Here is a 21,459-nt window from a genome sequence, read left to right as displayed (position 1 = left end):
CCAAAATTGTATCATATTAATTACATATACAACAAGTAAGACACAATTTTTGTATCAGCGATTTTTAAGAACATATTTTAACGAGTAAACATCTTAAAAAGATAAAAGGCAATCATTCATATATAGAACACGATTGCCTTTTTATAATTATAGCTATCTTAAAACGAAATACAAACGATTTAAGAGATTATCTATTAAATTCCGTAACCTAAATTAGATAATCTAAAAGTCATCGCTTGTTGGCTTACTTTAAACTTTTTAGCTAAGAAAATAATTGCATCATCTACATCATTAGGAGCTTTTTCTATTTCAGCTTCAATAAGTTTTTTTGGCATAAGTAAAGATGCTGCAAATGCATTTGCTTCTCTTTCTTTAAAATCCTCTCCAGTAGAAGAAGAATTATCTCTAAACATTACACTCGGAGTTTTGTCAATAAATATTGGCTGATCTTTAGAATGTAATAAAAAATGTCCAATTTCATGGGCAATAGTAAATCTTTGTCTTAATTCACCATCTTTTTTATTGTATGTAATTATGTTGTCAGTATCTGTCATGACAAAAAAACCAGACACGTTGTCATCTAAAACCTCCTCTTTTAAACTAATTCTTAACAATTTAGCTAACTTTTCAACACTAAATCCAGCTTTGAAAAGATTGTTTTTAGATAAAACGTCTTCTGCTTTGTCTTCAATGTATTTAAAATTTGGTCTCATTTTTTGTCTTTATTTAGTAAGTTTTTTATCTTTTCAAAAGTTAATTTATCTTCAACATCTAGGCTGTCTAAAAACCTTTCAATTTTATTATCGGAATTGTTTTTCTCTATGTAATCTAAGACTTCTGAATAGGTTGGTAAAATGGTATGTATGTCTAGCCTTAATGCTTCGCAAAGCCTATAAATAGTATCTAAAGGAGGGTGTTGCCTACCTTTTTCTATATTAGATATAGAAGCCCTTTTAAGGTCTTTTAATTCTTCAGATAAATTGGTTTGACTCATACCTAAAGAGTCTCTCCTATCTTTAATTCTATCCCCTAAAATTTTATACAAAGCAGAACTAAAATCTAGCATAAATTGTATTTCTAATATTATCCTTTACGAGGGTGCAAATATATAAAAATATATATACCGAATATACAAAAAATGTTCCAATTACAATAAATGTTTGTATTTTTTTCTGGCATGGTATTTGTATTACAAAAATAGTATTGTTATTTTTACAATACACGTTTATAATAATAACATTTAACAAAAAATAAAATGACGACACACTATTATATCACAGGAGTTTGGAAAGACAACCAAGGAAGAATTACAGATGTAATGTTACATACAGTTAACAATAATGGAACTTTCCAAACAAGAGGAAAAAAAAACAATAAAAAAGACGTTATTAAACTAATTAAAAATGGTAAAGTAATAAAAACACTTGTATGGGATTATCCTGGATGGAATTTAGGCGCAGTAGTAACATACGAAACTATAAATAACGAAGAGTATTTAAGAAGTGTAAAAGATGCTTCAACAAAAAATAATTTAGATAATTCCCTTCAAATGGAATGTTTCTTAGATTAAAATAGCGGAACTCCACAAGCTTTAATGGAGATTGTTTAATTAAAAATACAAAAGTATGAGTGTTTTAAAAAAAGAAGAGAATCTTACTTTTAGTTATAAAGACTTTAGTATTAGTGCTAATGGACAAGCAATAAGAACGCTTGCGGGATTAGCACTAACACTTGTAGTTATAGCTGGAGTGGTTTCTGTAGCAAACAAAAGATAAAAACAAGTGGGGTGAAATGCCCCTATTCATCTATTAATTTAAAAAGATTATTAATTATTATTTATTACGCTTATGAAGCAACATTACACATTTAAGAAGCACTTCAACATCAACAAAAGAGAACATGTTGACTTTGCGAACGTCCCGCTCGATGGGGACTTACTAGGGTTTATCTGCCCCTTTTTAATTGCAAATAACAAAGATGTAAAAATTGTAAAAGAAGTTTATTTACAATTAGAACATTTCTTTAAAAATCTAAATAGAAACTATATTGTCCCTATGGATAGACAAAATGGTCTTCTATTTCTATCAGAATTACACGAGCCTAACGAGTATCATTTAGGCTATTCGGACAGTAATAAAGGAAAAGCAATTGCAAATGAAAAAGCAGAAACAATTTTCGATTCTTTAAGTAGAAATGTCTTTGCACAACAAGGTATTTCTATAACAAACGAAGCACATAATATACTTTTATTAGTAGAAGGTATTGGACAAGATTTAATGTCAGATACAATTTCAAATGTGTGTAGAAACATTTTTGCAGAGTTTACAGAAGAACAATGCTTAAAGTATAAAATTCCTACTCTAAAAACAAAAGTTAGATTTTATAATCCTAATAGTGGTAAATGGGAAACTAAGGAATATAATTTACCAACTTACAAAGGCAAAAAAATTATATTAGTTCCAAAAATAATTATCTCTGGGTCTAGAGATTATTCTGGAAGATATAGCTATTTTGTTTCTAGTAATTGTATATCTAAGGATATAATGTCTAATAAAATTAAAATTAAGAATCTAAAGATTGTTAATAAACTTAAAGACGGAACTAAGAAGCTTATAATTAAGGAAATTTATAAAACTTATGGAAAGCCAAAAAGTCAGTTAGTAGATTTTGTATTACAATATAGAGGTTCGCTAGAGGATTTCTTAGAATATTGTAAGTTACATTACCCATCTTTAAATTTAGACAACTTAGGAGAGTAATTACCCTTAGAATTACCCCCATTTTTTTAAACCTCTGTAAAGTCTCGTATTTTATAGGGGTTTAAAAATAGGTTATAAGCCTGTCGAGGTCACAATTTAATCCCCAATCCCTTATAAATAAAGGTTTTGGGGATTTTTATTTTTCAACTGTGCCTTATTTGTACCAAAGCCTAAATTCAATTACAATTTAGTTTTAATTTTTCAAATTTCAAATGCATCAAATTAGATTTTTTTAATGCTAAAAATTTCCCACTAATCTGTTTTAAATATTTAGTAGATTTGGAAGAATCTAAATTAAAATCATGTGGAGTTTTTTCGAAAAGAAAATTAAAAATGAACAACTTGAATTATTGTCAGATAGATTTCCATTATATGTTAATCATACAATAGAAATTTTTGAATATTCTGAAAACAATTTAGATTATGAAAAACTCTATAGAATGTTATTTCATAAAAATGCTACTCAATTTGAGATTAATGAGATTTGTATTTTTTGCCTAAACTACATTGATGATGATTCATGAAGATATTTTGGAATAAATTAAAAATATCTGATGCCAACAGCTTTTAACGTAAATAGCCTTGTCAAATATCTACCGAAAATTCTCCTGATTTTCTAAATTTTGTCTATTTTTGGTCATACTCGGTCTTGGCTATTCACCACTTTCTTTAGCCGTACCCCATTACCACAAATAAAAAAACTTAAAAAATTGAAGACAAAAAAAACGATCATTACATTATTATTACTGTTAATCGAAGTCAATTTTGGTTTTAGCCAAGAAAAAGTATGTGATTGTATTAACGAACTGGATAATGTTTCAGAACTGATTAAAAACGCTAAAAGTTATCAGACTCAGATTGTAAAAGAACACAAAGAAACTGAGTTTGAAGATTGGAAAGAAATAATAAAACATGAGATCACAAACGACAGTTTGAACCAAGCATTCTGTACCGGATATTTACAAAAATATATTTCGTTTATTCATGACAGACACAATGAAATTTATACTATTCCTAGCGATATATCGACCTTTATCCCAAACTATACTAAAGCAATTGATACAATTAAAATCAAGAGCGATGGGATTTCAGGGATATACTTTGCCGGAAGAGAAAAAATACTTCTGATCAACGATGAAAAGAACACGTGGTATGGTGTTATGGTATCTTCCGATTCAGAGAAATGGAAAGAGAGAAAAATTCGATTAAAACTCAATAAACTGCCTAACGGCAAATTTGAACTTTTTGAATTTTATCAAAATGGACTATTGTATTACCAGAACAACATTGAAGTTAAAAACAGTAGAATTTATTCCACTTTTTGGAATAAAGAGAACAACTACTTTTTCAACAAAAATCATGAAAAGAATTTTACCTACCAATCCATAAACCCTTCTTTCGACTATATCGGAATCAAAACCCTGAGCAGAACCACTAATTTGATGAAAGAAGCTGAGAATTTTTACAACGAAAATTTATCAAACCTCAATAAAGAAAATCTGATTATCGATCTAAGAAACAATGGCGGAGGCGCTACCAAACAAGCAGAAGCATTATTGAAATACCTGAAAAAGAACCACAGCATCAAACGAATATATGTGATGATAAATTTCAAGACAGGGAGTTCTGCCGAATTAATTACTTTAGATCTTAAAAAAGACAACAGAACGATTATTGTCGGTGAAAATTCAAGAGGCATGCTCAAATACGGATACGGCAATAAAGCATTTTCTGCTACCACAAATTGTGCAAAATACAAAATGATTCTATCGACTAAAATTATCAATAAAGACTTCGATAAATTTGAATATACCGGAATTCAACCTGACTATTATCTTGACAATAAAAGCGACTGGATTCAGCAAATTATAAAGATCAACAATGAAAAAATATAACTACCTGTAACACAATAGCTATAAAAATGGCTTATTTCCCTCTATCAAAAATTTAAAACACAGCTCCCATGAAAACTATTCAAATAATGTTTCTAATGTTAATTTCCATTACTTCTTTTGCTCAAAAGAAGATTGAAATTAATTTTAAAATTGAGAACGATTCCACCATTATTCACTATTTAAAAGCTAAAAAAGTTGACTTCTCAAACGATCAAATAGCAACTTTAAAAGGAATCGGAACCTTTGCGGAATTTAGCAAAACCGAAAGACTGGTAGTTCCTGATGCCTTTTTTTTTAATTCTAAAGGTGAATTAATCAAGAATAAGGGAAAAGGGATGTATTGCGGAGCAGAATTAAAGAAGTTAGAAAAAATTTCAAAAATGAAATCCGATCCCGGTCAAACATTAGAGAACTTCCTGAAAGAAATAACTATTTTAGATGGTAGCACCATAACTGATGAAAATGTCGACATGTATATTTTTATCACTTGGGGGAAATTTCTGAGTGCTGAAAGCGAAACCTCTTTAAATTGGTTCTCAAATCTCGCAAACCAAGAAAATTTAAAAATAAAAGTTCTGCTTCTTAATCTGGATATTCAGGAAAACTGGAACTTAACAGAGAATCAGAAAGAGTATTTAGGGATAACTGAATAAAAAAATCGGTTACAATAATGACTCGGTTTAGAATTTTCCGAAAATCTCCCGAATCCTCTAAATTTTGCCTACATTAGCTTTGGTATAACCTAACATTTTTAGCCAATATTTCTATGAATGATATTCTGAATAAGGTCAAAACTGAAATTTATGACACATGCGGACTACAACTTTCTGATCTACAAACAGAACCGGAAGGTCAGGAATATGATGCCTGTCGATTTGAGTTGGACGGATTGAAGATCATCAGCAGAACCGCTAAAATAACCCCTAAAAAAACAGGGCAGTTCGTTACTTTCTGGAAACGGAATAAAAACGGAATTACAGAACCATTCTCTGAAAACGATCCTGTTGATTTCTTTGTTATTCATGTTCTTAAAGAAAATAAGCTGGGACAATTTGTCTTTCCAAAATCGGTTTTAAAAAACCAGGGAATACTACGTACAGATAAAAAAGACGGAAAAAGAGGATTTCGGGTATACCCGGTTTGGGATACGGCAAACAACAAACAAGCCGAAAAAACTCAGAAATGGCAACTTGATTATTTTTTCCGGATAACGGATACAACCGAACTCGATCGGGTCAAAGAATTATACACAAAGCCAACCTACTGATCTTATTTTCTATTTTAATTGATAACCTCGATAGCGAAATCGTATTTAACTTCTTAAAACCTCAACGGTTCATACACTCTGAGCACACTCCTGAAATTGATGCGTTAAAATTTTGAAAAACATAATTTTCAGGCAAAGAGATCTCTATTTCTGACGTTAAACACTCTACTTTCCCACAAACGGTACATCTGAAATGAAAGTGATTGTGCTTATGCTTTTTCTCTTGACAATTCGTGCAAAAAGCAAAATATTGCTTTCCGTCATCTCCCATGACTTTATGAACAAGCTTATCTTCACAAAAACGATTAAGTATTCTATAAATTGTAGCTCTGTCCGCATTACTAGTTAGTTTTGACCGGATCATATCGTGGCTTAATGCCGATTTAGATGCTTTAAGCAATGCGTATATTTCATTAGTCGATTCTGTATTTCTTCTTTTCATATAAATGCAACTTTGTCGCAATAATAAAAAATTTTTATATCTTTACCAAAAAAAGATATGGTTACAGTATTAAAAATTATAGCAATTGGGATCGGAGCAACTTTAACAATGGATATCTGGGCTTACATTTTGAGCATTTTTAATATAAAATCTTTAGATTACAGATTAGTAGGAAGGTGGATAGGAAGCATGACAAAAGGGAAATTTAAACATGATAAAATAATTCATACAACTCCTTTTCCTAATGAATCCCTGATCGGGTGGATCGCTCATTACTTCATCGGAATTGCTTTTGTCTTCCTACTTGTTTTAATTTATGGTACGGAATGGATTGAAAATCCTACTCTACAACCCGCACTATTTATCGGACTACTGACGACAATTGCTCCGTTTTTTTTAATGCAGCCTTCTTTCGGTTTCGGAATAGCCGGCTCTAAACTTCCTGAGCCTAACATTGCCCGCTTAAAAAGTATAATTACTCATTTCATATACGGACTTGGAATATATATAGCTTCATTAGGCTCAAGCAAATTAACTGAGTTCTTATAAATAAAGAATCGCTATTCTGTTCCGTAATTTTCATGCTAAAAAAATTAATCTTACATTTATATCTCTTATAAAAAAACAGATTCCAATTCTTTCAGCATGGAAAAAAAACAACTTAAAAAGCTTAACGAACTTGCTTCGACAGCTATTTGCGGAAATGATATCAGTTCTTCTTGTTTATACGTATCGGCTTTAGCCATTGTTTACTCCGGACAATATGCCTGGCTCGCTTTACTGATGGTTGGTGTTGTTCTCTTTTTATTCCGTAAAGTATACGGAGAAGTGGTAGGCGCACTTCCCTTAAACGGTGGTGCTTACAACGCCCTACTGAATACCACCAGTAAATCATTAGCTTCTCTCGCAGCTACCTTAACCCTGCTATCTTATATGGCTACTGCTGTAATTTCAGCCAATGAAGCCATGCACTACGCTTCAATTGTATTTGACCATTTGCCTATAATTATTGCAACAATCGTTTTACTTGGCATTTTTATGGGATTAAGCATAATCGGGATCGGAGAATCTTCTAAAGTCGCCATCTTTATTTTTATCTTTCATTTAACCTCACTGGTCATTCTGGCTTCTTTTACGATATTTTATCTCTTTCAAAACGGCTTTACCGTTTTTACCGAAAATAATCTTTTACCCACCAAAGGGGAAACATTACCACAGCCTTATTTTTCGGTTTCTCGGCAGCCATGTTAGGGATCAGCGGGTTTGAAAGTTCGGCTAATTTTGTAGAAGAACAAGAACGCGGCGTTTTTCCGAAAACATTGCGAAACATGTGGGTGGTTGTAACCATCTTTAACCCGCTGATGGCTTTTTTAGCTTTGGCCGTAATTCCTATGGGAGATATTGAGAACAATCAGGAAGCTTTATTATCTTATATGGGAAATATCTCCGGAGGATCCTGGCTTTCGGTTCTGATATCTATTGATGCTGCTTTAGTGTTAAGCGGAGCCGTTTTGACTTCGTTTGTCGGCGTAACCGGTTTAGTTGAACGAATGACACTGGATCGGGTGTTACCTCCTTTCCTACTCAAAAAGAACAAAAGAGGAAGCTCGTATCGCATTGCTATTGTTTTCTTTTTATTATGCGTTTCCATTTTATTGATCACAAGAGGAAAACTAAGTGCTTTGGCAGGTGTTTATACCATTGCTTTTCTATCCGTAATGGTCTTATTCGGTATCGGTAATATATTACTCAAAGTAAGGCGACAAAATTTGCCGCGACCGGAAAAATCTTCCTGGATCGCCCTGTTAATTGCTATCGGAGCCGTGATCATAGCCATAACCGGAAATGCCATCCTGAACCCTGCTTATCTGGGTGTATTCCTTCAGTATTTTTTACCTACAATATTAGTTGTTGCCGTGATGCTGAACCGGACCTCTATTTTAAAACTCCTTTTAAAGATCATTAAATATTTTCTGTCGCCCGTGCAGTCGTTTTTAACCCGATCCAATGACGGGATCCTGAAAGTTATAGACACCATCAATTCACAAGAATTTGTTTATTTCACCAAAGATGACGATGTGGCTACGTTGAATAAAGTAATGCTCTACATTCAGAATAACGAACATACTAAGAACCTCAAAATCGTAGCCGCCTTTAAAGAAGGTGAAAAAGCCTCCCCTCAATTCCTTGCCGATCTGGATGTATTAGACAGGGAATATCCCAATATTAAGATCGATTTCATTCAGCTACAAGCAGAATTCGGTCCGGATCTGATCAATGAACTATCTGAAAAATGGAACATTCCGGTCAATTTTATGTTTATTGGTTCGCCCGGCGATCATTTCCCGTATAAAATAGAACAATTGGGCGGTGTTCGATTGATTATTTAAGGTTTTCAAGGAATTGACTAAAAGACTAATTCTCTACTTTTCAATCGGATAGCAATTGTATGGGTTTATGGAAAACCGTAAAAAAGACTTTCAATAAAGTTTTATATTTGAAAAATAATTCTTCTTTTTATAAAGAAAAGTTATATATATTTGATGATATTTACTAGTTGTGTAACATTTGACAAAAACTATGGCAATACACCTATTTATTGACACTAATGTTTATCTGAAATTCTATCATTTCTCGAATGATGATTTGGAAGAACTGAGTAAATTGATGGTTCTAATGGACAACGACCAATTAGAACTACATTTACCTGAGCAAATCGTAAATGAATTTAATAGAAATAGAGAAACTAAACTTGCGGATGCTTTAAAAACATTTAATCAATCAAAATTAAGTACACAATTTCCTCAGTTCTGTAAAGACTACAAAGAATACGAAACTTTAAAAAAGTTGATTAAAGATTACGACAGAGAAAAACAATCTCTTCTAAAAAATTTAATGTTAAAAATTGAAACTCATACATTACAAGCGGATAAAATAATTGAGATGCTTTTTCAAAAAGCAAATTATGTTTCGACTACACCTGAACTTGTTGAAAAAGGCAGATTGAGATATGATATTGGGAATCCGCCTGGAAAAAACAAATCTTATGGAGATGCAATAAATTGGGAATGCTTGTTAGAAAATGTTGAGAACAATAATGATTTATATTTTATTGCAGATGATAAAGACTATTTTTCAGAACTTGACAATACAAATTTCAATACATTTCTAGCAAGAGAATGGAAACGAAAAAAGTTTTCTGAAATAAAATTTTATAAAACGCTATCTGATTTCTTTAAAGATATTTTTCCTGAAATAAAATTAGCGACAGAATTGGAAAAGGATATTCTAATTTCAAAGCTCATTGAAAGTGGGAATTTTTATTCTTCAAGACAACTACTTCAAAAACTTTCAAAATTTGAGTCTTTTTCAACAGAACAAGCAAATCAATACGTTTCTGCGAGTTTAAATAATTCACAAATTTTGTGGATTAGTGAAGATGAAGACATCAACGAATACCTACACGATTTTGTTGAGAAAAATAAAGATAAAATTAATGTGGAATTATTGAATGAATTTTATCGAACGGTACCGAATTTGAAAATTCCTGTTCCGCCACCACCACCATTTTAAAAAAACGTTACACAACAATGGCTATAAGTAATTGCTCGTTCTCGCCTACTTCTGAAAATCCTCGCGGATTTTCAGTTTGGTGCGTACTTGCTAAATTAAGTGCTAACCCACGCAACTACTCATAGCCGATACCGTTGTAACTTATATTAAAAAAACTTATGAAAAAAATCTATCTTTTTGTTATTTTTTATTTTTTAAGTAAAATGTATTCTCAGGAAAAATTTATCTTTAACAAAGATGGATTTACTGATTATGTAGTTGTTGAGATAAATCAAAATTCTTCTGAATTGTATTCAAAAACTATTAATTGGATAAAGGAAACTTACAAAGATCCTGATAATGTAATAAAAATGACTATTGTGAATGACAAAATTAGAATTTACGCATATACAAATGAACTCATTTCTTATAATGTTGGAAAGAAAAAAGTAAATAATGATTCATATTACACAATAGAGATTTCTTTCAAAGAAGGAAAATATAAATTTGATCCAACCGAACTCAAAATATCAAACCCTATGGGAAGTTCAACAGGCTTATTAGATGGTAGATCTTTATACTATGACGAAAAAGGAAAATTACCTAAAGGTTTTGAAGAAATACCTACAAAATTTGAAACATTTTTTAATAACTTAAATGAGTCTTTAAAAAACTATTTAGAAGGTAATTATAAAAGTAAAAGTTCTGATTGGTAATTAAAACATCGTCTATAAATTATGACTCTGTTTGTGGTTTTTCGCCACTTTCTTTAGCCACAGAACGTCACCAACATCAAACCTCCCCACAAAACCGTTCCCCAATCACCTTTCGGATGGAAACAAAACCGATATTTTCTAACGTAATCTCGGAACGCTTTACCCAAATCAAATCCTAAATTTTATTTTCGGTATTGCTCTTATCTTCAACACCATAAAAATAATTTCCATTTATGGAAAACCGTAAAAAGGACTTTCAATAAAATATTACATTTGAAAAACAATTCTTCTTTTTATAAAGAAAAAGTTACATATATTTGATACTTACAGATAAGTATAAAAATGACAATAAAAACACTAAAAATATTATTACCTTTTATCTTTACAACATTTATATTATCGTGTAATCAAACTGAAAAAAAAGAAAGTAATACTAAGATTAATGAAAATAAATCTACCATAATTTCAACTGACAAAAATAAACTTGGAAAATTAATTGACTTAAACACTTATAAACCCAAAAAGTAAAATTCAAATACGTTTTAATAGACAATTCTGGAAATAATCAAAGACTAACAGTTCCCGGTCCTTCAGAAAGACTATTAGAAGCAGTTCTTTATTTTGACAGTGAAACTTTCAACAAACTAATAATTAACAACTCCAAGCTTTCGACAATTTCGACAGGAAGAAAAGATGTTTATGATTTTGACTGGTTAGAAAGCGATATTAAGAATGAATTGAGCAAAATGGATAATTATACTGACTTCCCACCACATTTTTTTAGTTCAGTAGGACTTACAAACGGTGGATATTTTATGTTAAATAATAAAATATTACTTAAACTTTATTCAAACTAAAAAACCAGTAAGTAACAGCAGTTTAATAAAATGGCTCCGACTTGGCTCTACGTCACTAATTTGTAGCCGAGGATAATCACATACACATTTTAAAAGAACATGAAAAAAAATTACATTTTAATCTTGTATTTACTTAGCTTTCTAAGCTATTCTCAAGAGAAGATAAAAACAAATTTCATCAATTATGGAAAGACTAAAATTGAGTTTAATTCGACAATAAAATCATTCGGTGAAAACGAAATTTTAACTGATACATTCTATGCAAAATGGATTTTTGTAAAAAAAGAACCTAATGGAAATGAACAAAAAATGGCTGATGCAATAAATCCATTTGAAAAAGAAGTTAAAGGTAATGAACTAGGTAAAATAGTATTCAATTCAGATGGAAATGAATTTACCGGAATAAAATATAAATGTACATCATGTAACAAATTTAAGTTTAAAATTTTATCCTTTGGTAAAATAGATGGTGAGTTAGTAATCCTTAATATATGTTTTTTAGAAGAGCCTAAAAGCAATTCTGATTTAGATTGGCTAATGAAGAAATTCATTATTCTAAAATAAAAAGCTAGCTGGTTATCTGTTACAAGCAATCGCTAGACTAAGTTTTTTACAAAATTAAAGCTATATCAATTTCTGCTTGATCTCACTTGTTTGCTTAGCTATTGATATTATCACTATTTATTAGAAAAGAAAAGGTATTTATTATGAAAGTAGATTATGAAGAATATCAATACTCTTGTATAATAAACAACCGAGAGTTTCATTATGATTTCAAAATCATTGCTCGATTTAATGAAAATCTCACGCAATGTCCTGTTTGTGGTTCTGAAGAATGTTGCGGAGCAAAAGAAAAATTCATTTGGGCAGAATTTGGAGATGAAAAACTAGCAATTCATTTTGAAGATGGTGAATTTGAAAATTATTTAGAATATTGGCATTATGAAGGAATTAGTGAAGAGGAGTATCAATCACTGCCTAATTTTATTAAAGACTTCAATGAAGGAAAAGGTTGGGACGATTGGAATGTTATAGAACCTAATTCAATCATTGATGCTGTCGATTTTAAAAGAGCGATGGATATAATTAAAAATTCCGGACATATTACTCAAAATGACAAATTCCTAACGTTGTATTATCCTGTTATTATAGAATTTATTGATAGAGTAATTAACGAAAATAAGGTACTGAATATTTTAAAGGAGTAAAAACAACTGACAACGTCATTAGTAAATTATAGCTTTACTTATATTTGTTGAAAATTGGTTTTTAAAGAAGCTCAACTATTTTATAACCTAATATCATTGTATATAATTATAAATGAGAAGTTTAAAAGTAATCATATCATTTTCATTTTTCATTCTATTTTCATCAATTTTAATCTTAGCTTATATTTTCTTTAGAGAATCTAAAAGAGAAATAGAACATGAAATACCTACATTGGCTCCCATTTGTGGTACAAAAAGTTTAACCGAAAACCAATCCATTGGGAGACAATTATTTAATGAAAATTGCTCTGCTTGCCATCATATTAGGAGAAATTTTACTGGACCAAACTTAATGAATACCGACTCCTTAATTTTCTTTAATTGGTTGTCAAAAAATAGTCCTGCAGCAAAAAAATCGTCAGTGAAAATTGAATTTGGACAAGACTACCATCAAAAGATGTGGAATGAAAGACTTAATGATGATGAAATTTCAAAAATTTATCAATATTGCAGGTATTTTTCTAATGAATAATTGTGTACAATAGCGAACTAGATACAAGTAATGACTTTAGTCAAGAATTTTTCAAAAATTATACACCTTTTTTGAATTCTATCTATTTTGATTTGGCTTACAGTGTTCCTTTACAGTAAAAAACCTTGATTGTAATTTAGAAAAATTATGAAGAAAATTTGATACCTTTATCCAACAATGAAAAAAATAGCCTTACTTATTTTAATACTTTCTGCTGTTGGAATATGGTATTTTGATGCCTTTCACGAACCAGTTGAAACTATAGATGACTTGATTGGAAAAAATTTAGATTTTGCAAATAAAGTATACTTTAAATCGGAGGCAGACGAAATAACATCTTTTAATATTAATAATTCACTAAATGAATTTCAAGGTGGAATAGTAAATAAAAAGTCAATAATCACAGATAGTATAGTTTATCAATACACTTGGAAATATCTAAATCATAAAGAAACAATTTGGGTGGCAAAAACAAAAAAACAAGATTTAGAAATCGTTGATGCCATTAGATACAAAAAAAACGTAAAATTCTGATCATACAGCCATCGAAATAGCAGTTTAATAAATGACTCGGATCAATCGTCACTAATTTGTAGTTGCTAAATTACTAATCCCAAAAACTCCCCTATAACCTTTCAAATAGAAACAAAACCGATATTTTCTAACGTAATCTCGGAACGCTTTACCCAAATCAAATCCTGAATTTTATTTTTGTATTGCTCTTATCTTCAATACCATAAAAATTGTTTCCATTTATGGAAAACCGTAAAAAAGACTTTCAATAAAGCTTTATATTTGAAAAATAATTCCTATACTTATAAATAAAAATTGTATATATTTGATGATATATTCTTGTTGTAGGAAATGCTAAACCAATATTGCGATAATAATGGATAATAAACCTTTAGAAAAACAAGCTCAATCTTATATCTACTCTCAGCTTGTAAGATTTGGATTTAAAGTTAATGAGCTCTCTTTTGATGAAAATGGTTCGGATTTATATATTATAAAAAAAACAACTAAACATAAACTCAAGTATCTAATTGTTCAATCTAAAGGTCGAAGCTTAAATGAAAAAAATACATCTGTAACAATTCCAATAGAATATGTTCAAAGCAACTTCATCCTTTTCATATACATAATTGATGGTGAAAACGAACATCTTTTTTTATTTCTTCCAGACCAAATTAAAACCTGGAAAGTTAATAGTAATAAGGAATATATCATTTCCATAAATAAAGAGAAAATTCAATCCCAAGATTTTAAAACTAAAGTTTTCGATAAAAATTTAGCAGGCAAAATTGAACATATGCTTAAAGAAGTAAATGAATATACTTCTATAATTATAGATGGCATCTTTTTAGAAAAAGCTTTAGATAGAGCAATTAAATTATATTCAGATATATGGCCAGACAAAGAATTACAGAAACCCGATCTTATTACAATAATCAAAAATATTTTAGATTTTTATAATCAGTTCAAAACAGAGAAAAAAATAATCAACTGCACTTTGTTCATGAGTCGCTCATTTGGATTAGAACATAAAATTACAATCGATTACGATAATTTAAAGTTTGAAACTAAGAACGGTAATCAAGTTAGAATATTCATAAACAAGTCAGATGAAATTATTGCTTTTGAGATTTTTGAAGAACTAGATAGACTAGTTGATAATGATAACATAGTCTTGGTTGCAAGTGATAGAATCTACGAACAGGAACTTTCTGAATTAAAAAAGAAAGGACATGATATGATAATTATCTGCTCCAACAATCATGATGAAAGTGATATGTATTCTGAGTTTCGTTGGGGAGACATAACTTTGCCTTTAGGATTTGCTTTGGGATTGGAAAAACATGAATTATAAGCACTTCCTACAACAGCGGTTTTAAGAAATTGGGGTTTGAGTGTATAATGGAACGGTCTTTTTGTATATTTGACTTCAGTCTTAACGGAATGGTTTGGGAACAAAAATCCCCAACCTCTTAAAGCCGACGGGACGTTAACAGCAATTTTGAAAAAATCATGCTAATTAATTTATTTAAAAAGCCAACAGAAAAATGCCCAAGATGTCTTGGCAAAGGTTTTGTTGACAATAATGATATTGAAAGACTCAACAAAAAATTAGAATGGTTACCTGGAAAATGTGCATATTGTTTCGGAAAAGGGAAAGTAAATAAACAGACCATTTCTAGTATTCCTGCTGATTTATCTTATCTTACATTGAATCGTTCAAAAATTGAGAGATTGAAATTAACAATCGGAAATAAAAATGCTAAAAAAAGAGCCGAACTATATCAAAAAAATTTAAATGACTTAATAAATCATATAACAAAACAATACTTTGTAGGTCAACTAGATATTGAAACAATTGCTGATTTGCATTTTGCAAGATTTAAAATAAAGCATGTTTCGATTGAAGAAAAAAAAGAGTTTATGAAATATACTGAAAAAGTTATTGAATTAAATAGAGATAAACATAAATAAAAACTGCTGTTAACAGCAATTAAAATAAATAGCTTAGTCAAGAATTTCCTAAAAACCGTTCCCCAATCACTTTTCGAATGGAAACAAAACCGATATTTTCTAACGTAATCTCGGAACGCCTTACCCAAATCAAATCCTGAATTTCATCTTCGGCATTGATTCCGATACTATCGGTTGCCAACGGACATTCATAAAAAATATCCATCGTTCGGTAGGGAACACTTTTATACAAATAATTATTAGGCGAAGTCGTGATGTATTTCAAATCTTTCGGTACAATCTGTAATCCCAATTCTTCCTGAATTTCCCGGCAAACCGCTTCTTCCGCATTTTCACCCGGATCGATAAATCCGCCCGGTAAATCCCATTTTCCTTTATCAGGATCCACATTGCGCACCGTAAACAAGATTTGATCTTCAAACGTAAACACAACCGCCACCGCAGCTGCTATATTATGGTAATACGTAAAATCACAATCCAAACAATGAAAACGAACCGTATTCGTAAATTCAAAATGATCGGATCTGCAATTCGGACAGTATTTAAAAAATGTCATTTCTATGATATTCGTTTGTATTTAACTTCAAAACAAAGGTAAGACTAAGAAATATCTATTTCAACTTTCGACTTTCGACTTCTCACTTCGTAAAAACCCGATTCTCCTGTTCGCTTACCCGGATAAAAGTCGTTCGTTTAGACAATTCTTTCAGTTGAGCAGCGCCCACATACGTACACGTACTTCGCAAACCGCCTAAAATATCCAAAACGGTATCTTCCACAGTACCACGATACGGAACTTCCACCGTTTTTCCTTCGCTGGCGCGATATTCCGCAACACCACCCGCATGTTTTTCCATTGCTGTAGCCGAACTCATCCCGTAAAACAATTTATAACGTTCGCCGTTGCGTTCGATCAATTGGCCGCCGCTTTCATCGTGTCCTGCTAACATTCCGCCTAACATCACGAAATCAGAACCCGCACCGAAAGCTTTCGCCACATCGCCCGGAATACTGCAACCGCCATCACTAATAATGTGTCCGCCCAATCCGTGAGCTGCATCGGCACATTCAATAATTGCCGACAACTGTGGATAGCCTACTCCTGTTTTAACACGTGTGGTACAAACCGAACCCGGACCAATGCCCACTTTTACGATATCGGCGCCCGAAAGCAACAGTTCCTCTACCATTTCGCCTGTCACTACATTTCCGGCAATAATGACTTTTTCCGGTAAAAGAGCCCGCATTTTCTTTACAAATTCCACAAAATGTTCCGAATAGCCATTGGCCACATCAATACATAAAAATTGTAACCTCGGATTTTGTTCAAAAATGAGCTGCACCTTTTCAACATCCTCTTTTCCCGTTCCCGTACTTACCGCTATACACTGCTCAATGGCTTCCGGAGCTTCACTCATAAATTGTTTCCACTCGGCAACCGAATAATGTTTGTGAACAGCCGTAAACATACTTTTTTGAGCCAATGCCAATGCCATTTCAAAAGTTCCCACCGTATCCATATTAGCCGCCATGATCGGTACTCCTTTCCATACGAACGGACTGTGCCTGAATTTGTATTCGCGTTCCAAATTGACCTGTGACCGACTGCTTAGTGTTGAACGTTTAGGGCGAATCATAACATCTTTAAAACCCAATTTTAAGTCTGTTTCTATTCTCATGCGATACCATTTTGTTTCTATAAAATTACGATAAAGTGCTTTTTACAGTACATTTAGTTATCAAGAAAGCACATAATTTATCAACAATTAGCCTTAAAAAGCTATTTTTGTGGCATGCAAAAACTCGTTATCATAGGAAGTGTATGGCCGGAACCGGAATCGACAGCAGCCGGAAGCCGAATGTTGCAGCTCATTACTCTTTTTCAGGAAATGAATTTTGAGATTTCTTTTCTTTCGGCGGCAACAGCCAATGAATTTTCCTTTGATGTCAGCCAATGGAATATTGCAGCGTATTCCATTCAATTGAATCACGACAGTTTTGACGAACTGATTACAAAACTGCATCCTGATGTGGTAATTTTCGACCGCTTTATGATCGAAGAACAATTCGGTTGGCGCGTAGCCGAAAATTGTCCGGATGCCTTACGGATTCTGGATACCGAAGATTTGCATTTTTTGCGAAAAGCTCGGGAAACCACTTTCAGGCAGAACCGAACGCTACGTTTTGACGATTACCTCAACGATACGTTTAAACGCGAACTGGCTTCGATCTACCGTTGTGACCTCAGCCTGATCATTTCTAAATTTGAAATGGAATTGTTAACGCAGACTTTTAAAGTTGATCCGGTTCTTTTAGAATATCTTCCGTTTTTAGTCGAAACTCATATACTTTCAGACAAGCCAAGTTTTTCGGAACGAGAACATTTTGTAAGTATCGGTAACTTTTGGCACGAGCCCAATTGGCAAACGGTGCTACAATTGAAAAAACTGTGGAAATCCGTCAAAAAACAAATTCCGCAAGCCGAATTGCATATTTATGGCGCTTATGCTACCGATAAAGTTTACCAACTGCACAATGAAAAAGAAGGCTTTTTAATTAAAGGCAGAGCCAACAGTGTTGAAGAAGTCTTCTCAAAAGCCAGAGTTCTACTGACTCCTATTCCGTATGGTGCGGGATTAAAAGGAAAATTGCTGGAAAGTATGCTTTTCGGCTTGCCGAATGTCACTACCGAAATAGGCGCTGAAGCTATGAAACACAACGATCTCTGGAATGGTTGTATTGCTGATGACGAATCGGAATTTGTAGAAAAAGCAGTCGAATTGTATACTAACAAAAGTCTTTGGAACCAATGCCGGCAAAACGGTTTTGTAATTCTCCGAAACGAATTTGACAGAGAACTATTTACATCTCGTTTTCAAAACAGAATACAGCATTTACTGGAAAACTTGGAAGCACATCGCCGACAAAACTTTTTAGGACACGTTTTGCAACATCAATCTCTTCAAAGTACTAAGTTTATGAGTAAATGGATTGAATTAAAGAATAAATAATGTAATTTTCAATCCTATTATTTTCCAAGTTTTAATATTCTTACTGCTCCTTGAATCACTAAAACAAAAACGATTGTACCAATAATCAGATCCGGTTTATTTGACTTAAACCCATTGACTAAAATTGCCGCTATGATTACGCCCAAGTTGATAATCACGTCATTTGAAGTAAAGATCATACTGGCTTTCATGTGAGCTTCTTCTTTATTTTTTGATTTAAGGAGTAGATACAAACAAATTCCGTTTGCAATAAGTGCAAAAATTGAAACGATAATCATTGTTGAAAAATCCGGTAATTTAGCAACTCCTAAAAACCTTCTTAATACTTCTATGAATCCTATAATGGCAAGGGTTATCTGAAAATATCCGGCAAGTTTTGCAACTCTGCTTTTCATTATTAAAGTTCCTCCGACGGCAAAAAGGCTAATCCCATAAACAAAAGAATCGGCAAGCATATCCAAACTATCTGCAACCAATCCCATTGATTTTGACACAAATCCGCTTATCATTTCGATAATGAAAAAAGCAAAATTTATTCCGAGTATTGTCCAAAGTACCTTTTTCTGGTCAGCATTGTCTTCAAAACGGACTTCTTTAACTTGTTCAGTCGATATCTTTTTACCTCCTAAATTCAATTCCGAGACTGATCTCTCGATCTGATCAATTTGACCGCTGTGAAAAACGGTTAATTTGCGGTTAGGTATGTCAAAATCTAAATTTGCGATACATGGAATTCCATCCAATTTCATTCGAATTAAATGCTCTTCCGAAGGACAATCCATTTTTGTTATCTCAAATATAGTTTTTTCCATTCACGCTCTCGCCTTTAGCATTATTAGGATTTGGTTTATCCGTGAACCGTTTCTTTCGTTCCGTAGTTTTGAATAATTTTTGCTTCAGCTTCTAACCATTCGTTCCAACGTTTTTCAACATCAATAGTTTCTGAATATTTACGGGCAAAATTGATGAATGAAGTATAATGCATCGCTTCGCTTTCCATTAATTCACGGTAAAACTGTGCCAGTTCCTGATCTTCAATGTTCTCGCTCAACACTCTGAAACGTTCGCAGCTACGTGCTTCGATCATAGCAGCAAACAACAAACGCTCAATAAGTCCGGATTCTCTTGAACCGTCCTGATTCTTTTTTAAATATTTCAACAATTCGTTAACATAATCATCTTTTCGTTCGCGTTTAAACTCATAGCCGCGTTGAATAATGATATCGTGAACCATTTTAAAATGTTCCATTTCTTCAATAGAAATTTTCAGCATTTCTTCTACCAGATCCTGCTTTTCGGAATTATTAATGATTAAATTAATGGCATTAGTCGCTGCTTTTTGTTCACACCAGGCGTGATCTGATAAGATCTCTTCTAAATTTCCTTCGGCTATGTTTGCCCAACGCGGATCAGTAGGTAATTTTAAACGAAACATATATAAAAAATATTAACTTTAAATGTAAAGCGAATTAAGCCACAAAATTACTATTATCTATGAAATATTAAAATTATATAACAAACTATCTAAATGTTATAAAACGTTTGGGATAAAACAGAGCTAACTTGCGAAAGAATTAAAAATCAAATTATTATGAAGAAAATGAGTTTAGTTATCGCAGGAATTGCACTATTAGGTATAGTCGCTTGCAACGAAAAAAAAGAAGAAAGTCCGGAAAACGTAGCTGTTGAGCAAGAGGCTGCACCGCAACAGGAAGAAACTGACGGAACTTCGCTAAGTGTAAGCGAAGACGGTGTTGAGTTTTCAACGCAGGACGGAGAAAAGAAAACAGAAATTGATATTAACACCTCTGAAGAAGAAAAGAAAGAAGAAAAATAAACAAGAACTTGCAATGCGTTATATAAAAAATCCCGAATTCAGTTCGGGATTTTTTATTATTTCTAAGCCAGGCGCAATCCGTTCTTGACTTTAAAATCAGGCGATAAAAGGGTAACTTCTTTTCCTTCTCCCACTAACCCAGTACCAAACATTCGCTCATGAACTTCCCTATTTGTTTTTTCGGAAAATTGACTACACTTATAATCTGTTTGCCTGTAAGATCTTCTTTCCGGTATAAATCGGTTATCTGAGCCGATGATTTTTTAACACCGATCTCTTCTCCGAAATCAATGGTTAGCTGATAAGCCGGATTTCTGGCCTCCGGAAAATCATTTACCGCTATAATAGTTCCTACTCTAATATCTACTTTCTCAAAATCACTCCAAGAAATCTGATTATCTTCCATTAAAAATTGAATGTAAGACCCATGCCGGGCCGATTAATAAAAATTGTAAATCTTTAAAAAAAGAAGGTTTCTTACCTTCTACTTTATGTCCATAAAATTGTCCGATCCAAGCCACTGTAAAAATCAGCAACGAAACTTTCCATAGCGTTGCATATTGTGCAATATAATAATTCAACAGCAAACATACCAATGAGAACAGAACAATCTGAAATCCCATTTTTACGGATAATCGGAAATAAAATATTGATACGAATACTAAGGCTACAAAAGCCCAATTGGCTAAAAATGCCGGTAAAAAATGTAATATTCCGTTAGGAATACTCATCAACAATCCTACAATAGATAAAAAAATAGCCGGTACACAAATATAGTGAATCGCTTTGTTGGTTTTGTTTTGGTGGCTTTGGCTATACTCTCCGAACCAGTCCTGTAATGTTCTCATGATCGTTCTTATTTATTTTGTTTTTGGTGTAACTAATTTAAAAATTAT

General features: G+C 32.2%; 27 protein-coding genes and 1 pseudogene. 19 read left to right on the top strand and 9 right to left on the bottom strand.

Annotated elements, in window-relative coordinates; translation table 11 throughout:
• Window positions 1-194 precede the first annotated feature (194 nt).
• Together DI487_RS13335 and DI487_RS13330 are read right to left on the bottom strand one after the other, a co-directional pair.
• Window positions 195-713, bottom strand: a complete 519-nt coding sequence (locus tag DI487_RS13335) for an ImmA/IrrE family metallo-endopeptidase (protein ID WP_109570081.1) — start codon at window positions 711-713, stop codon at window positions 195-197.
• Window positions 710-1,066, bottom strand: a complete 357-nt coding sequence (locus DI487_RS13330) for a helix-turn-helix domain-containing protein (protein ID WP_109570080.1) — start codon at window positions 1,064-1,066, stop codon at window positions 710-712. The genes DI487_RS13335 and DI487_RS13330 overlap by 4 nt, the downstream gene beginning before the upstream one ends.
• Before the next feature lie 189 nt (window positions 1,067-1,255).
• On the opposite strand from DI487_RS13330, the gene DI487_RS13325 reads away from it, so the two are divergent.
• From DI487_RS13325 to DI487_RS13300, 6 genes are all read left to right on the top strand, one after another.
• Window positions 1,256-1,570, top strand: a complete 315-nt coding sequence (locus DI487_RS13325; protein ID WP_109570079.1) for a DUF3892 domain-containing protein — start codon at window positions 1,256-1,258, stop codon at window positions 1,568-1,570.
• Window positions 1,571-1,625: 55 nt separating this feature from the next.
• Window positions 1,626-1,775 (top strand): hypothetical protein, encoded by a 150-nt coding sequence (locus DI487_RS16100; RefSeq protein ID WP_170108212.1) that lies wholly within the window; start codon window positions 1,626-1,628, stop codon window positions 1,773-1,775.
• Between the two features lie 72 nt (window positions 1,776-1,847).
• The gene (locus tag DI487_RS13320) at window positions 1,848-2,759 is read left to right on the top strand and encodes a hypothetical protein (protein ID WP_109570078.1); all 912 of its coding nucleotides are present in this window, start codon (window positions 1,848-1,850) and stop codon (window positions 2,757-2,759) included.
• A gap of 710 nt (window positions 2,760-3,469) precedes the next feature.
• The gene (locus DI487_RS13310; RefSeq protein ID WP_245896404.1) at window positions 3,470-4,654 is read left to right on the top strand and encodes a S41 family peptidase; all 1,185 of its coding nucleotides are present in this window, start codon (window positions 3,470-3,472) and stop codon (window positions 4,652-4,654) included.
• Between the two features lie 68 nt (window positions 4,655-4,722).
• A complete protein-coding gene (locus DI487_RS13305; RefSeq protein ID WP_109570076.1) occupies window positions 4,723-5,307 on the top strand; it encodes a hypothetical protein in 585 nt (194 codons plus the stop codon).
• A 113-nt stretch (window positions 5,308-5,420) separates the two neighbouring features.
• Entirely contained in the window at window positions 5,421-5,921 is a 501-nt protein-coding gene (locus DI487_RS13300; protein ID WP_109570075.1) for a MepB family protein, read from the top strand.
• Window positions 5,922-5,982: 61 nt separating this feature from the next.
• Here DI487_RS13300 and DI487_RS13295 read toward each other — a convergent pair whose 3' ends face one another.
• Complete coding sequence (locus tag DI487_RS13295; RefSeq protein ID WP_109570074.1) at window positions 5,983-6,363, bottom strand: Fur family transcriptional regulator; 381 nt, start codon at window positions 6,361-6,363, stop codon at window positions 5,983-5,985.
• 57 nt (window positions 6,364-6,420) lie between these two features.
• On the opposite strand from DI487_RS13295, the gene DI487_RS13290 reads away from it, so the two are divergent.
• From DI487_RS13290 to DI487_RS13240, 11 genes are all read left to right on the top strand, one after another.
• The gene (locus DI487_RS13290) at window positions 6,421-6,912 is read left to right on the top strand and encodes a DUF2938 domain-containing protein (protein WP_109570073.1); all 492 of its coding nucleotides are present in this window, start codon (window positions 6,421-6,423) and stop codon (window positions 6,910-6,912) included.
• A 96-nt stretch (window positions 6,913-7,008) separates the two neighbouring features.
• On the top strand, window positions 7,009-7,614 hold the full coding sequence (locus DI487_RS16490) for an APC family permease (protein WP_262497996.1): 606 nt from the start codon (window positions 7,009-7,011) through the stop codon (window positions 7,612-7,614).
• Window positions 7,608-8,753, top strand: coding sequence for an APC family permease (locus DI487_RS13285; protein WP_262497995.1), 1,146 nt, complete (start codon window positions 7,608-7,610; stop codon window positions 8,751-8,753). Before DI487_RS16490 ends, DI487_RS13285 begins: the two co-directional genes overlap by 7 nt.
• A 190-nt stretch (window positions 8,754-8,943) precedes the next feature.
• Window positions 8,944-9,936 carry a PIN domain-containing protein gene (locus DI487_RS13280; protein WP_109570072.1) on the top strand — a complete coding sequence of 331 codons (993 nt, stop codon included), beginning with the start codon at window positions 8,944-8,946 and terminating at the stop codon, window positions 9,934-9,936.
• Window positions 9,937-10,094: 158 nt separating this feature from the next.
• On the top strand, window positions 10,095-10,631 hold the full coding sequence (locus tag DI487_RS13275) for a hypothetical protein (protein WP_109570071.1): 537 nt from the start codon (window positions 10,095-10,097) through the stop codon (window positions 10,629-10,631).
• A gap of 956 nt (window positions 10,632-11,587) precedes the next feature.
• On the top strand, window positions 11,588-12,052 hold the full coding sequence (locus DI487_RS13265; RefSeq protein WP_109570069.1) for a hypothetical protein: 465 nt from the start codon (window positions 11,588-11,590) through the stop codon (window positions 12,050-12,052).
• Window positions 12,053-12,195: 143 nt separating this feature from the next.
• Window positions 12,196-12,696, top strand: a complete 501-nt coding sequence (locus DI487_RS13260; RefSeq protein WP_109570068.1) for an FmdB family zinc ribbon protein — start codon at window positions 12,196-12,198, stop codon at window positions 12,694-12,696.
• Between the two features lie 112 nt (window positions 12,697-12,808).
• The gene (locus DI487_RS13255) at window positions 12,809-13,228 is read left to right on the top strand and encodes a c-type cytochrome (protein WP_109570067.1); all 420 of its coding nucleotides are present in this window, start codon (window positions 12,809-12,811) and stop codon (window positions 13,226-13,228) included.
• Between the two features lie 177 nt (window positions 13,229-13,405).
• Complete coding sequence (locus DI487_RS13250) at window positions 13,406-13,762, top strand: hypothetical protein (RefSeq protein ID WP_109570066.1); 357 nt, start codon at window positions 13,406-13,408, stop codon at window positions 13,760-13,762.
• Window positions 13,763-14,117: 355 nt separating this feature from the next.
• The gene (locus DI487_RS13245) at window positions 14,118-15,095 is read left to right on the top strand and encodes a hypothetical protein (protein ID WP_109570065.1); all 978 of its coding nucleotides are present in this window, start codon (window positions 14,118-14,120) and stop codon (window positions 15,093-15,095) included.
• 158 nt (window positions 15,096-15,253) lie between these two features.
• Window positions 15,254-15,715 carry a hypothetical protein gene (locus DI487_RS13240; RefSeq protein WP_109570064.1) on the top strand — a complete coding sequence of 154 codons (462 nt, stop codon included), beginning with the start codon at window positions 15,254-15,256 and terminating at the stop codon, window positions 15,713-15,715.
• A gap of 37 nt (window positions 15,716-15,752) precedes the next feature.
• Here DI487_RS13240 and DI487_RS13235 read toward each other — a convergent pair whose 3' ends face one another.
• Window positions 15,753-16,271: an NUDIX hydrolase gene (locus tag DI487_RS13235; RefSeq protein WP_109570063.1), complete on the bottom strand. Its 519-nt coding sequence runs from the start codon at window positions 16,269-16,271 to the stop codon at window positions 15,753-15,755.
• 82 nt (window positions 16,272-16,353) lie between these two features.
• On the bottom strand, window positions 16,354-17,394 hold the full coding sequence (locus DI487_RS13230) for a GMP reductase (RefSeq protein WP_109570062.1): 1,041 nt from the start codon (window positions 17,392-17,394) through the stop codon (window positions 16,354-16,356).
• A 114-nt stretch (window positions 17,395-17,508) separates the two neighbouring features.
• Between DI487_RS13230 and DI487_RS13225 the strand changes: the two genes are divergently transcribed.
• Window positions 17,509-18,726: a glycosyltransferase family 4 protein gene (locus DI487_RS13225; protein WP_109570061.1), complete on the top strand. Its 1,218-nt coding sequence runs from the start codon at window positions 17,509-17,511 to the stop codon at window positions 18,724-18,726.
• 17 nt (window positions 18,727-18,743) lie between these two features.
• Here the strand turns inward: DI487_RS13225 and DI487_RS13220 are convergent, their stop codons facing one another.
• The gene (locus DI487_RS13220) at window positions 18,744-19,538 is read right to left on the bottom strand and encodes a cation transporter (protein ID WP_109570060.1); all 795 of its coding nucleotides are present in this window, start codon (window positions 19,536-19,538) and stop codon (window positions 18,744-18,746) included.
• Between the two features lie 35 nt (window positions 19,539-19,573).
• Complete coding sequence (gene miaE, locus DI487_RS13215) at window positions 19,574-20,161, bottom strand: tRNA-(ms[2]io[6]A)-hydroxylase (protein WP_109570059.1); 588 nt, start codon at window positions 20,159-20,161, stop codon at window positions 19,574-19,576.
• A gap of 156 nt (window positions 20,162-20,317) precedes the next feature.
• Between miaE and DI487_RS13210 the strand changes: the two genes are divergently transcribed.
• Window positions 20,318-20,563, top strand: coding sequence for a hypothetical protein (locus DI487_RS13210; RefSeq protein ID WP_109570058.1), 246 nt, complete (start codon window positions 20,318-20,320; stop codon window positions 20,561-20,563).
• Between the two features lie 62 nt (window positions 20,564-20,625).
• Here DI487_RS13210 and DI487_RS13205 read toward each other — a convergent pair.
• Window positions 20,626-20,969 (bottom strand): annotated as a pseudogene (locus DI487_RS13205) (tRNA-binding protein).
• Window positions 20,959-21,411, bottom strand: a complete 453-nt coding sequence (locus DI487_RS13200) for an Mpo1 family 2-hydroxy fatty acid dioxygenase (protein WP_109570057.1) — start codon at window positions 21,409-21,411, stop codon at window positions 20,959-20,961. The pseudogene DI487_RS13205 and the gene DI487_RS13200 overlap by 11 nt, the downstream one beginning before the upstream one ends.
• Between the last annotated feature and the right edge of the window lie 48 nt (window positions 21,412-21,459).

Source organism: Flavobacterium sediminis, from assembly GCF_003148385.1.
GTDB lineage: Bacteria > Bacteroidota > Bacteroidia > Flavobacteriales > Flavobacteriaceae > Flavobacterium > Flavobacterium sediminis.
Note: the sequence above shows the minus strand (reverse complement) of the source record. Positions and strands in the feature narration are given on the sequence as shown.

Coding starts and splice junctions, on each gene's coding strand:
- DI487_RS13335 (WP_109570081.1), bottom strand. CDS start 713: ATGAGACCAAATTTTAAATACATTGAAGACAAAGCAGAAGACGTTTTA.
- DI487_RS13330 (WP_109570080.1), bottom strand. CDS start 1,066: ATGCTAGATTTTAGTTCTGCTTTGTATAAAATTTTAGGGGATAGAATT.
- DI487_RS13325 (WP_109570079.1), top strand. CDS start 1,256: ATGACGACACACTATTATATCACAGGAGTTTGGAAAGACAACCAAGGA.
- DI487_RS16100 (WP_170108212.1), top strand. CDS start 1,626: ATGAGTGTTTTAAAAAAAGAAGAGAATCTTACTTTTAGTTATAAAGAC.
- DI487_RS13320 (WP_109570078.1), top strand. CDS start 1,848: ATGAAGCAACATTACACATTTAAGAAGCACTTCAACATCAACAAAAGA.
- DI487_RS13305 (WP_109570076.1), top strand. CDS start 4,723: ATGAAAACTATTCAAATAATGTTTCTAATGTTAATTTCCATTACTTCT.
- DI487_RS13300 (WP_109570075.1), top strand. CDS start 5,421: ATGAATGATATTCTGAATAAGGTCAAAACTGAAATTTATGACACATGC.
- DI487_RS13295 (WP_109570074.1), bottom strand. CDS start 6,363: ATGAAAAGAAGAAATACAGAATCGACTAATGAAATATACGCATTGCTT.
- DI487_RS13290 (WP_109570073.1), top strand. CDS start 6,421: ATGGTTACAGTATTAAAAATTATAGCAATTGGGATCGGAGCAACTTTA.
- DI487_RS16490 (WP_262497996.1), top strand. CDS start 7,009: ATGGAAAAAAAACAACTTAAAAAGCTTAACGAACTTGCTTCGACAGCT.
- DI487_RS13285 (WP_262497995.1), top strand. CDS start 7,608: ATGTTAGGGATCAGCGGGTTTGAAAGTTCGGCTAATTTTGTAGAAGAA.
- DI487_RS13280 (WP_109570072.1), top strand. CDS start 8,944: ATGGCAATACACCTATTTATTGACACTAATGTTTATCTGAAATTCTAT.
- DI487_RS13275 (WP_109570071.1), top strand. CDS start 10,095: ATGAAAAAAATCTATCTTTTTGTTATTTTTTATTTTTTAAGTAAAATG.
- DI487_RS13265 (WP_109570069.1), top strand. CDS start 11,588: ATGAAAAAAAATTACATTTTAATCTTGTATTTACTTAGCTTTCTAAGC.
- DI487_RS13260 (WP_109570068.1), top strand. CDS start 12,196: ATGAAAGTAGATTATGAAGAATATCAATACTCTTGTATAATAAACAAC.
- DI487_RS13255 (WP_109570067.1), top strand. CDS start 12,809: ATGAGAAGTTTAAAAGTAATCATATCATTTTCATTTTTCATTCTATTT.
- DI487_RS13250 (WP_109570066.1), top strand. CDS start 13,406: ATGAAAAAAATAGCCTTACTTATTTTAATACTTTCTGCTGTTGGAATA.
- DI487_RS13245 (WP_109570065.1), top strand. CDS start 14,118: ATGGATAATAAACCTTTAGAAAAACAAGCTCAATCTTATATCTACTCT.
- DI487_RS13240 (WP_109570064.1), top strand. CDS start 15,254: ATGCTAATTAATTTATTTAAAAAGCCAACAGAAAAATGCCCAAGATGT.
- DI487_RS13235 (WP_109570063.1), bottom strand. CDS start 16,271: ATGACATTTTTTAAATACTGTCCGAATTGCAGATCCGATCATTTTGAA.
- DI487_RS13230 (WP_109570062.1), bottom strand. CDS start 17,394: ATGAGAATAGAAACAGACTTAAAATTGGGTTTTAAAGATGTTATGATT.
- DI487_RS13225 (WP_109570061.1), top strand. CDS start 17,509: ATGCAAAAACTCGTTATCATAGGAAGTGTATGGCCGGAACCGGAATCG.
- DI487_RS13220 (WP_109570060.1), bottom strand. CDS start 19,538: ATGGAAAAAACTATATTTGAGATAACAAAAATGGATTGTCCTTCGGAA.
- miaE (WP_109570059.1), bottom strand. CDS start 20,161: ATGTTTCGTTTAAAATTACCTACTGATCCGCGTTGGGCAAACATAGCC.
- DI487_RS13210 (WP_109570058.1), top strand. CDS start 20,318: ATGAAGAAAATGAGTTTAGTTATCGCAGGAATTGCACTATTAGGTATA.
- DI487_RS13200 (WP_109570057.1), bottom strand. CDS start 21,411: ATGAGAACATTACAGGACTGGTTCGGAGAGTATAGCCAAAGCCACCAA.